Source organism: Gordonia lacunae (assembly GCF_002149015.1).
GTDB lineage: Bacteria > Actinomycetota > Actinomycetes > Mycobacteriales > Mycobacteriaceae > Gordonia > Gordonia lacunae.
Genome location: NZ_NGFO01000005.1, coordinates 44,006 through 56,544, shown reverse-complemented (window position 1 = coordinate 56,544; position 12,539 = coordinate 44,006). Strand labels below are relative to the sequence as shown.

Here is a 12,539-nt window from a genome sequence, read left to right as displayed (position 1 = left end):
GACGGGCTCGCCGAACTCCTGTGCCGCGCCGACCGACCAGTCGTCGACCCGGGCGCGATCGGCGTCCGAGACGAGTGCGAGATCGCCGACGGCCCGCGACGTCCGAGAAGAATCGGTCATGTCCCGCAGCACCGAGACCAGGCGGTTCGCCAGCTCGGTCACCGTGTCCGCCTCGAAGAGATCGAGCGCGTAGATCACCGTTCCGGTCCACGGCCGGCCCGGCCCGTCGGCGGCGACCGCGACGGCCAGGTCCAGCTGCGCCGACACCTCGGGCGGCTCGACCGGCGAGATCGTGAGTCCGGGCAGCACCGCGGCCTGCGCATCGGCGCTCTCGCCGGGCACACCGCCCCCCGCGGCGCGGGACTGATCGAGCGTGAAGAGGACCTGCGCGAGCGGCGCGAAGGCCTCGGAACGGGTCGGGTCGAGGTGTTCGACCAGGGTCTCGAAGGGCAGGTCGGCGTTGGTGAACGCGTCGAGATCGGTCGCCCGCACCTGTGCGAGCACCTCGTCGACGGTCATCCCCGGAACGATGGCCGAACGCAGCACCAGGGTGTTGACGAACATGCCCACGACCGGGTCGAGCACGCGCGATCCGCGGCCCGCCACGGGTGTCGCGATCGCGATGTCGTCGGTGGCCGACAACCGCGCCAGCAGCACGGCCAGCGCGGCATGCACGACCATGAACGGCGTGACGCCGTGGGCACGTGCAGTCGTGCTCACCGCGTCGGCGACCTCGGCCGGGATCTCGAAGGCGATCCGTGCGCCCCGGGTCGAGGCGACCGCCGGACGGTCGTGATCCGCCGGCAGTTCCAGGACGTCGGGCAGCCCGGCCAGGCGCCCGGTCCAGTGCGCGAGCTGGCGGCCGAGGACCGATTCGGGGTCGTCGGCGGAGCCGAGCACCTCGTGCTGCCAGATCGCGTAGTCGGCGAACTGGATCTCCAATGGAGCGAACGCCGGTGCCTCCCCAGCGGTTCGAGCGACGTAGGCGGCCACCATGTCGGCGACGAGCGGCTTGCGGGACTCGCCGTCGGAGGCGATGTGGTGGGCGACGACGCCCAGCACGTGGGTCTCGGCGTCGATCTGCCACAGGCAGGCACGCACCGGCCACTCCCGCGACACGTCGAACCCGCGGGTGACCGTGCGCTCGAAGTCCTCGGCCGTGGTGGCCAGGGAGAAGCTCAGACGCGACTCGACCTCGTCCGCGGCCGAGATCCGCTGGAACGGGCCGTTCTCGTCCTGCGCGAAGGTCGTACGCAACACCTCGTGACGGACGACCACGTCGGCGATCGCCGCGCGCAGTGCCGACACGTCGAGGTCACCGACCATCCTCACGACGGTCGGGATGTTGTAGGTCGGCAGCGTCGGGTCGAACTGGTTGATGAACCACATCCGTTGCTGCGCAAAGGACAACGGGATCCGGTCCGGCCGCGGCGACGCCGCGACGACCGGGGGCAGCGCGTGGCCGCGCTCGCGGGTGCGCGCGACCAGCTCGCGAACCGTCGGGGCGTCGAAGATGTCCCGAACCGAGACCTCGACTCCGAGCGCGTCGGAGATCCGCGCGGCGAGACGCATCGCCGACAGCGAGGTGCCGCCGATGGCGAAGAAGTCGTCGGTCGCGCCGACCCGGTCGACGTCGAGCAGGCCGGCGAAGATCTCGGCGACCTCGGTCTCCTGGCCGTCGGCCGGCGCCACGTACTCACTCGCGGTGAACTCCGGCGCGGGGAGCGCGCGACGATCGACCTTGCCCGAGGTGGTCAGCGGCATCTGGTCCAGGACCATCCATGTGGTCGGGACCATGAACTCCGGGAGACCGCGCCGCGCAACGTCTTTCACCGTGTCGGCGTCGAGATCGACGCCCGGCCCGGCGGCCAGGTAGGCCACCAGTTGCTCGCCTCCTCCGGCGGGGGCGGCGACCACCACGGCGGTGTGCACGACGCCCGGGGCCGATCCGAGCACCGACTCGATCTCGCCGAGTTCGATGCGCTGGCCGCGCAGCTTCACCTGGAAGTCATTGCGACCCAGGTATTCGAGTTCACCTGCGGCGTTCCAGCGTCCGCGGTCACCGGTGCGGTACAGGCGTGCGCCGGCCGGCCCGAACGGGTCGGCGACGAAGGTCTGGGCGGTCAGGCCGGGCCGGGAGGCGTACCCGCGTGCCAGCTGGACTCCGCCGAGGTACAGCTCACCGGCCACGCCGACGGGTACCGGACGCAGCCGCGCGTCGAGCACGCGCACCGACGAGTTCCAGACCGGGGTACCGATCGGGATGTTCTGCGGCGGCGGCCCGGTGACGGCACCGTAGGTGATGTCGACGACGGCCTCGGTGGGACCGTACTGGTTGACCAGCAGCGCATTCGGAAGTGCGGCCGCCAGTCCCGACGCGAGGCCGGGCAGCAGCGCCTCGCCGCCGGAGAAGATCCGGCGCAGGCCGGCGAGCCGCTCGATGCCGACACCGGTGGCCCCGTCGAGGAAGGCGGCGAGCATCGAGGGCACGAACTTCACCGTGGTCACGCCGTGGCGCTCGATGAGCCCGGCGAGATGACGCGGATCGCGGTGGCCGCCCGGCTCGGCGACGACGACCGGCGAGGCATTGAACACCGGCCCGAAGAACTCCCAGACCGAGGCATCGAAGGTGTACGGGGTCTTCAGCAGGAAGCGATGCGGCCCTTCGCCGTTGGATTCGCTGAACCACGCGAGGGTGTTGCGCAGCGCGCCGTGGGTGACGGTGACACCCTTCGGGCGTCCCGTCGATCCGGAGGTGAAGATCGTGTAGACGGCGTTGTCCGGGTGGACGACCCCGAGACGGTCGGCCTCGGTCACCGGCGGTACGGGCGCGTCCGGGAGCGGAGTCGAGGCGTCGACACGCACGATCCGGCCCGCGAACTCGTCGAGGACGGACGGGATCGTTCCGGGACCGACGACGACGGTGGCGACCTGCGCGGTGTCGAGGATGTACTGCCCGCGTTCGGCCGGGCTCTCCGGGTCGACGGGAACGTAATGCCCACCGGCGGCGACGATTCCGTGTACCGCGACCATGATCTCGACCGACCGGTCGAGACAGACGCCGACCGCGACGTCCGGACCCACACCCGCGTCGATGAGCTCGCGTGCCAGGAGTGACACGCGGGCGGCGAACTCGGCCTGATCGACCACGCGGTCGTCGAAGATGACCGCAGGCGCATCGGGAGCCGAGGCGGCGTTCGACGCCACGAGGTCGGCCACGATGTGCGGCGATCCCACCTCGACCCGGGCGCCGGTCGCGAAGTCGTCGAGACGCGATGACTCGTCCGGCAGCACGAGCCCGGCGTCACCGACAGGACGCGACGGCGCGCTCAGGACTCCGGTCAGCACGGCGACGAGTCGACGGGTCAGGGTGTCGATCGAGGACTCGTCGAACAGGTCGGTGGCGTAGATGACCGATCCGGACCACCGGCGCCCGTCGTCTCCCCGGTCGATCGCGAAGTTCAGGTCGACCTTCGCACCCGGCGCGGCCGGCGGAAGGGGCTCGAAGCCCAGATCGCCGATGGAACCACTCTGTTCGGCGTCGATCGCGAAGTCGGCCGACGCCGACTGGTCGAAGGTGAGATTCACCTGGGCGAGCGGGGCGAAGGCCTCCGTCCGCACCGGGTTCAGCTTCTCCACGAGGGTCTCGAACGGCACGTCGGAGTTCGCGAACGCGTCCAGGTCGGTCGCCCGCACCCGGTCCAGCAACGACTCGAAGGACTCGGCACCGTCGACCGGGACCCGGAGCACCAGCGTGTTGACGAACATGCCGACGAGCGGGTCGAGGGCGGCCTTGCCGCGCCCGGCGATCGGGGTACCGACGACGATGTCGTCGTCGGACGAGAGTCGTGCGAGCAGGACCGCGAGGGCTGCGTGGACGACCATGAACGGGGTGACGCCCCGCTCGGCGGCCACGCGTTCGATCGCGGTCCCGATCTCGGCCGGGATGGCGAAGTCGAACCGGGCGCCGCGCTGCGACGCCACCGCCGGACGCGGCCGGTCGGTGGGCAGTTCGAGCACGTCCGGCGCTCCCGCGAGGCGCTGGACCCAGTGGTCCAGTTGCGCGGCGATGCGCGAGTCCGGGTCGCCGGCGGAGCCGAAGACCTCGTGCTGCCAGATCGCGTAGTCGGCGAACTCGACCTCGAGCGGCGCGAAGACCGGGTCCCGGCCGGCGGCTCGTGCGCCGTAGGCGGTGATGAGGTCGGCGAGCATCGGTCTCATCGACTCGCCGTCGGCGGCGATGTGGTGGACGACCACCACGAAGACGAACTCTCCCGCGCTCACCGGCCACAGGCGTGCGCGGATGGGCCACTCGGCGGTCACGTCGAAGCCGTCGGTGACCGCGGACTCGATCTCGGCCTGGGAGCCGACGACCGCCCAGTCCAGTCGGTCGACCTGGTCCGGGCCGTCGATGCGCTGGTGGGGAACGCCGTCGACCTCGGGGAAGGTGGTGCGCAACACCTCTTGTCGTGCGACGAGGTCGGTCACCGCAGCGCGCAGCGCGTCGGTGTCGAGGTCGCCGCGCAAGCGCAGACCGATCGGGATGTTGTAGGTCGACGACGCGGGCTCGAACCGGTTGATGAACCACAGGCGCTGCTGAGCGAACGACAGCGGGATGCGCTCCGGGCGGGGCGACACCGCCACCACGGGTGGCAGAGTGATTCCGCGGCCGGACACGGCGTCCACCAGATCCCGGACGGACGGTGCCTCGAAGACGTCTCGAACCGACACGTCGGTCCCGAGTGCATCGGCGACGCGCGAGGCGAGGCGGGTCGCCGACAGCGAGTTGCCGCCGAGATCGAAGAAGCTCGTCGTGACCCCGATCTCGTCGACACCGAGGACCTCGGCGAAGACCTGCGCGACAGCGGTCTCCTGCGGGCCCGCGGGCGCGACGACGTCGTCGTCGACGGTGGCCGCGTCCGGAACCGGAAGCGCCTCGCGGTCGAGTTTGCCGTTCGCCGTGAGGGGCAGGACCTCGACGTCGACGATCTGGTCGGGGACCATGTACGACGGCACCGCGCGGCCGGCGATGCGCCGGACCTCGGCCGCGTCGACCGCGTCCTGCTCGTCGCGGACCAGGTAACCGATGAGTTGCTCACCGCGACCGGGGATGTCGACGACACGCGCCGCTGCCGCGCTCACACCCGGCACCGCCAGCAGTGCCGCCTCGATCTCGCCGAACTCGATCCGGTAGCCACGCAACTGGACCTGCGCGTCACCGCGGCCGAGGTACTCGATGTCGTCGCCCACGCGACGGGCGAGGTCGCCGGTGCGGTACATGCGGGTTCCGGGCTCGCCGTAGGGAGACGCGACGAAACGCGTCGACGACAGCCCGGCGCGCTTCAGATATCCCTGCGCCAGTTGTCCACCGGTGACATACATCTCGCCGACGACACCCTCGGGGACCGGCCGCAGCCGGTCGTCGAGCACGTGGATGGCGAGCGACGACAGCGGCCGGCCGATGAAGCTCGCGTCGTCGGCCGCCACCGATTGCGGGTCCAGCGGCCGGAAACTGACGTGCACGGTCGTCTCGGTGATGCCGTACATGTTGACCAGCGTCGTGGTCTCGTCCGGATGGTCGTCGAACCAGCGCCGCACCTGCTCGAAGCTGAGCGCCTCGCCGCCGAACACGATGTAGCGCAACGACAGCGGGGTGTCGCGGCGTCGTCGGGTCTCGGCGAGTTGGTAGAACGCCGACGGCGTCTGGCTCAGCACGGTGACCCGTTCGCGGGCGAGCAGGTCGAGGAACTCCTCCGGCGCCCGCGCCAGATCCCGGTCGACCAGGACCAGACGACTGCCGGACAGCAGCGGCCCCCACAGCTCCCAGACCGAGAAGTCGAACGCGTACGAGTGGAACATCGTCCACACGTCGGTCTCGTCGAAGTCGAAATCGCCTGCGGCGGTGTCCATCAGGGTGACCACGTCACGATGGGTGACCTCGACGCCCTTCGGCCGGCCGGTGGAACCCGACGTGTAGATCACGTAGGCACGCGAATCCGGATGGATCGCGAGCGGTTCGGGCCTCGCCCCGGCGCCCTCGGCCACCAGCTGCTCGACCGGCACCACCGGGGTCGCGTCCAGCTGGGACCACAGTTCGTGATCCGCGGTCGTGTCGTCGATGATCACCGCACTCGGCGACGCATCGTCGACGATGAAGCGCAGGCGCTCGACGGGGTTGGTGGCGTCCAGCGGGAGATATCCTGCGCCACAACGCAACACACCCACGATCGACGCCACGAGGTCGACGGTGCGGGCCGTCGCGACGGCCACGAGGTCGCCGGGCCGGACGCCGCGGCCCTGCAGAGCCGCGGCGATGGCGGCCGAGCGGGCGTCGAGCGCCCGGTAGTCGAGAGTGTCCCCGGTGTCGGTGACGGCGGGACGATCCGCGTGCGCGTGCACCGAACGGGCGAACAGCTCCGCCAGCGACGACTCGGTGTTCGCGGTGTGGGTGACCGGCGGCGTGAGCCCGCGGCGGTATTCCGCGTCGTCGAGCAGCGAGATCGCGCCGACCTGGGTGGCCGGGTCTGCGACGAGCGTGGTCAGGATGCGGATCAGCGCATCCGAGTACACCTCGACCTGCCGCTCGCCGAACGCGGCGGGCAGATACTTCAACTTCAGCTCGATCTGGTCGCCGACCACGCCGGTGACGAGGTTCAGCGGGTAGTGGGTCGAGTCGGTCGCATCAAGATCTTCGATCCCGATGCCGCCGGCGTCGGCCCCCTGTTTCAGCGACTGTGCGTCGACCGGATACGACTCGTGCACGGCGAGCGTGTCGAACAGCTGCCCACGGCCGACGAGCGCCGTGAGTTCGGGCAGACCGAGGTGCTGGTGGTCGAGTACCGCGACCTTCGACGCCTGGAGCGCGTCGAGGACGTCGGCGGCGCTGGCGTCCGGGTCGACGTCGGCGACGGCGGGCAGCGTGTTGATGAACAGGCCGACCATGGTTTCCACACCGTCCAGATCGGCCGGCCGGCCGGAGACGGTCTCGCCGAAGACCACCGCGCGCCGGCCGGTGATGCGCGACAGCAACACCGCCCAGGCGAACTGCATCACCGTGGAGACGGTGACGCCGCGGGCGCGCGTCAGTTCCTCGATGGCAGAGGTGATCTCGGCCGAGAGGAGCACACTGTGGTCGCGCGGGAGCGCCTCGGAGGTCGCCTCACGACCGGCTCCGACGAGCGTCGGCTCGTCGACGGCATCGAGTACCGAACGCCAGGCCGCCAGGCCCGCCTCGGTGTCGGATGCGGCGATGTAGCGCAGATAGTCGAGGTAGTCGCCCCGGGCGCCGGACTCGGCGGCGACGGTGCCGGTGTAGGTCTGACCGGTGGCGTAGAGCGCGAACAGGTCGGCCATGATCAGCGGGCTCGACCAGCCGTCGATCAGGATGTGGTGGCTCGTGACGACCAGCGTCGACCGCGTGCCACGACGGACGAGGACGAACCGCATGAGCGGGCCGGATTCGAGGTCGAACGGCGTCGCGCGCTCGGCCTGCGCGACCTCGGCGACCCCGCGGTCACCGTCCAGGCCGACAACCGATGCGGCGTCGGGATCGAGATCGACTGTCCGCCAAGGGATATTGACCGTCTCGGGAACGACCGCGACGACCTCGCCGCTCGGCACCCGGACGTAACTGGACCGCAGCACCCGATGCCGATCGAAGACCTCGCGCACTGCGGCGGCCAGACGCTCGGCGTCGATCTGGCCCTTGAGCGTGAGAACCGCCTGGGCGGTGTAGACGTCGACCGCTCCGGCCTCGCGGCCGGCTGCGGCGAGCTCGGCCTGGAACTGCAGGCCGCGCTGCAACGGCGACAGCGGCCACACGTCGGCGCCCGGGTACCTCCGGGCCAGGTGATCGAGATCGTCCTGGGTGACACGTGCACCCAGGACGTCGGAGGGCGACAGACCGGGGTCGCCGACGAGGGCGACCTCGTCGACGATCGCCGTGAGTTCGGCGTCCCAGCGGCGTGCGAGATCGTCGACATCGTCGGCGGAGAGCGCACCGCGCGGGAAGGTGAACCCGGCCACGAACTCGCGGCCGCCGTCGCCGATCGCCGTACCCGCATTGATGCTCAACACATTCGGGACCGCCATGGCGCCGGTGACCGTGCCGGGCAGGCGCGGTGCGGCGGCGTCGGGCAGGAACGGCATCCCCGCCTCGCCCGAGGCCGCGGCGTCCTCGCCGGCCGACCCGGTCCCGGCGACGTTGCCGAGGTAGTTGAATCCGATACTCGGCAACGGCCGTCGCGCCAGCTCGGTGTCGGCGTACCGGAGCAGTCCGTAGCCGATCCCGTTGTCCGGCTGGCCCACCCGCTCTTCCTTGGCGACCTTCACCGTGTGGACGGAGTCGCCGCGCACGTCGACGGCGATCGGCGCGATGGTGGTGAACCAGCCGACGGTCCGGGACAGGTCCACCGTGCGCGGATCGGTTCCCCGCAGGAGCGCTTCCTCGTACCGGCCGTGGCCCTCGAGCAGGAGGGTGACCGGCTGGTCGTCGGCGATTCCCCGGGCCTGCTGCCAGGACCGCACAGCCCGTGCCAGGGCCGCGACGAGGGCGTCGTTGACGTTGCCGCGGAAGGCGGTCGGGACGGTCGTGAGCAGCGCCTCGGTGACCGGGGAGCTGATCGTGTGCACGACGGTGTCGGTGGTCGACATGCGGTCACGCGCACGGTCGAGCTCTGCCCCGAGATCGGTGATCCGTTCCGGCGACCGGTCGAGCCAGTAGGGCAGCTCGACGGCGCGATCGGTGCGCTGGGCGTCGAGGGCGGCGCTGAAGGCACGAGCCGAGGTGACCTCCGGGCGCAGCGAACAGGCCTGACCGGCCTGACGCTGGGCCCACGCGGTGAGCAGGTCCTCGATGATGACCCGCCAGGAGACGGCGTCGACGCCGAGGTGGTGGATGACGACCACGAGGCGCGACTCACCCGCGGGATCGGTGACCAGGACGGCTGCGACGAGCTGTCCGGTGGTCGGGTCGAGTCGCCGGGAGGCGTCCTCGAAGGCCTCGACCACGGTGTCGGAGAAGCCGGCTTCGCCGGCGCGCGCCGCACTGGCCAGAGCCGTGACCGCACCGGCGTCCAGCGGCGCGACACCCGTGCGCATGAGCCACTCGCCGTCACCCCGACCCGGTTCGACTGCAGCGCTGAGCATCGGGTGCGCGGCGACGACCTGCGCGAGGAGTTCCTGCGCGATCTCGGCGGTGAGTTCCGCCGGGACGGTCAGCACCATCGACTGGGAGAAGTCGCCGAAGTCGGCCACCGCGTCGGTCTGCCCGAGGATCCAGGAGACCACCGGCGGTACGGCCATCGGGCCGATCCCACCACCGGGCAGTTCCTCGAGGGCGGGCACGCGCTCGCCCCGTGCGCCGACGGCACGGGCTATCCCGCGAACCGTCTTGTGCTCGAAGATGTCCCGCGGGGACACGTCGATCCCGGCGGCGCGTGACGCGGACGCCACCTGGATGGACATGATGGAATCGCCGCCGAGCGCGAAGAAGGAGTCGGTGACGCTGACGCGCTCGAGTCCGAGTAGTCCGGCGATGATCGAGGCGAGCTGCTGCTCCACCGGCGTCTCGGCGTCGACGTGATCGGAGTCGACCTCGATCGTCGGCGCGGGGAGCGCCCGACGATCCAGCTTGCCCACCGGGGTCAGCGGCAGGGCGTCGAGCACGACGATACCGGCCGGCACCATGAACAGCGGCAGCCGCTCGGCGAGATGCTCACGGAGCGTGGCGATGTCGACGGCTTCGCGCAACACCACGTAGGCGGCGAGCGCCGAGACCACCGACTGTCCGCTTGCGGCGAGCCCACCGTCGGCGTCGACACCGGTGACCACCGCGGACGCCACGGCGGGATGATCTCCGAGGGCGCTCTCGATCTCGCCGAGTTCGATGCGCAGACCGCGGAGCTTGATCTGGTCGTCGCTGCGGCCGACATAGTCCACCGTGAGGGAGCCGTCGCGGTCGCGGGCCCAGCGGACGATGTCTCCGGTGCGGTAGATCCGGTCCCCCGGCTCACCGAAGGGATTGGCGACGAAGCGTTCCGCGGTCAGACCACGCCGGTCGAGGTAGCCACGCGCCAGGGCGGGACCGCTGACGTACAGCTCGCCGGCGACCCCCACCGGGACCGGACGGAGCCGGGCGTCGAGCACCAGCAGGTCGACGCCGTCGATCGGCGGTCCGATGTGGACTGGTTCGCCGGGCCGGGTCGGCGGGGCCACGGTGATGACGATCGTGGTCTCGGTCGGACCGTAGACATTGCGGAAGGCGACGAATCGGCTCCAGCGGTCGCGCACCGACTCCGGCACGGCTTCGCCACCCGCCCAGACGGATTCGAGGTGCGGTAGTTCGGCGGGATCGAGTGATGCCAGCACCGTCGGGGTCAGGAACGTGTGGGTCACCCGATGAGCGCGCATGAAGTCCGCGAGCGGCGCGCCGGCGACCGCGTCACGATCGCGGTAGACGACCGCTGCACCCGCCGTGAAGGCCATCAGGTACTCGAGGACGAAGGCGTCGAAACTCGGCGACGCGAAGCCCAGGACCCGCGAGTCGCGGGTGATCCCGGACCTCGTGACCGCCTCGGCACCGAAATTGCGCAGGCCGCCCGCGGTGACCTCGACACCCTTGGGCAGACCTGTCGAGCCGGAGGTGTAGATCACGTAGGCGGTGTCGCCGGCGCGGACGGGGGCGAGGCGATCGGAGTCGGTGACGGGCGTATCGCTCTGTCCGGCAACCGATTCGGTCAGCTCCGGTGAATCCAGATGCACCCACTGCCCGCCGAAGGCGGCGACGTCGGCGACGCCGGTCAGTGTGAGTCCGATGGTCGCACCGGAGTCGGACATCATGTGGGCAACGCGGTCGGCCGGGTAGTCGGGGTCGATCGGAACGTACCCGGCGCCGGTCTTGGCGACCGCCCAGATGGCGACCATGAGGTCGACCGAACGCGGGATGACCAGCGCCACCAGCGTTCCGCGGCCGATGCCCTGAGCCAGCAGGTGGCGGGCCAGCCGGTTCGACGCGGAGTCGAGTTCACCGTAGGTCAGTGTCCGGTCGGGATCGACGACCGCGGTGCGGTCGGTTCCGGCATTCGCGACCGCGGCGGCGAACAGCTCCGCGAGCGGTACGGCCGGCGTCGCGGCGCGACGGCCGACCGGGGTGAGCATGTCACGCTCGGTGGTGTCGAGCAGGTCGGCGTCCCCGACCGGCACGGTCGAATCGGTGACCAGCTCGTGCAGCAGCCGCGCGAACCGATCCATCATCTGCGCGACCGTCGCCTCGTCGAACAGATCGGTGGCGTAGTTGACGCGACCGATCCAGGACCCGCCGCGCCCGCCGCGGAGTCCGACCGTCAGGTCCACCTTGGCCGAGTTCTCCTCGGTCTCCACCACTTCCACCGCCAGCTCGTCGATGTCCGCGACGAGCGTGGACGGATCCGCGGGTGTGGGGTCGACGGTCAGCAGGATCTGGGTGAGCGGGGCGAACGCCTCGGATCGCGACGGCGCCAGTGCGTCGACGACTGCCTCGAACGGTGCGTCGGCGTGCGCGAAGGCGTCGAGATCGGTGACCCGCACCGCGTCGAGGAGGTCGGCGAACCCCTGCGCCGGGTCGATGACGGTCCGCAGGACGAGCGTGTTGACGAACATACCGACCAGCGGGTCCAGGGCGGCGTCGCCGCGGCCGGCGATGGGCGTGCCGATCGCGATGTCGTCGGTGGCCGAGAGCCGCGACAGCAGCACCGCGAGCGCCGCGTGGATGACCATGAACTCGGTCACGCCACGTTCGGCAGCCAGCTCGCGTACCAGCTCCGCTGTGGCCGAGTCGATCTCGAATCCGACCTCGGCGCCCGCCATCGACGCGACCGCGGGACGCGGACGGTCGGCGGGCAGTTCGAGCACCTCGGGAAGCCCGGCCAGCGCGGAGCGCCAGTAGTCGACCTGAGCCGACACCCGCGAGTCCGGATCGTCGATGGATCCGAGTTCACGACGCTGCCAGAGCGCGACGTCGGCGAATTGGACCTCCAGCGCCGCGAACTCCGGCGAACGTCCCTGTGAGCGGGCGACATACGCCGTGACGACGTCGGTGACCAGCGGACGCATCGACTCGCCGTCGCCGGCGATGTGGTGGATCACGATGAGGACGATGTGTTCGAGATCGTCGACGCGATGGACCCGAATCCGGATCGGTCGCTGCACCGTGACGTCGAAGCCACCGGCGGCGGCCGCGAAGAGCTCGGACTCGTCGTCGACGACGTCCCAGTCGAGTTCGGCCCCGACCCCGGCGGCATCCCCGATGACCTGTCGCGGTGCACCGTCGATCGACGGGAACACCGTCCGGAGCACCTCCTGACGCTCGACGACGTCGACCATCGCGGCACGCAGCGCCGCGAGATCGAGCTTGCCGCGCAGCCGCAGGGCAATCGGGATGTTGTAGGCGGCCGACGTGGTGTCGAACTGGTTGATGAACCAGATTCGTTGTTGCGCATAGGACAACGGGATATCGTCCGGGCGCGGGCGCACCGCGGTGACCGGCGGTAGGCCGGGTACGC

Annotated in this window: 1 protein-coding gene (cut by both window edges); it reads right to left on the bottom strand. The window is 70.7% G+C overall.

This entire window lies inside a single protein-coding gene on the bottom strand: locus CA982_RS05730, encoding a non-ribosomal peptide synthetase (protein WP_086534392.1). The 40,227-nt coding sequence extends 22,356 nt beyond the window's left edge and 5,332 nt beyond its right edge, so the window shows coding positions 5,333-17,871, spanning codon 1,778 (partial) through codon 5,957 (complete); the first complete codon in reading order (the gene reads right to left) occupies positions 12,535-12,537. Both the start codon and the stop codon lie outside the window.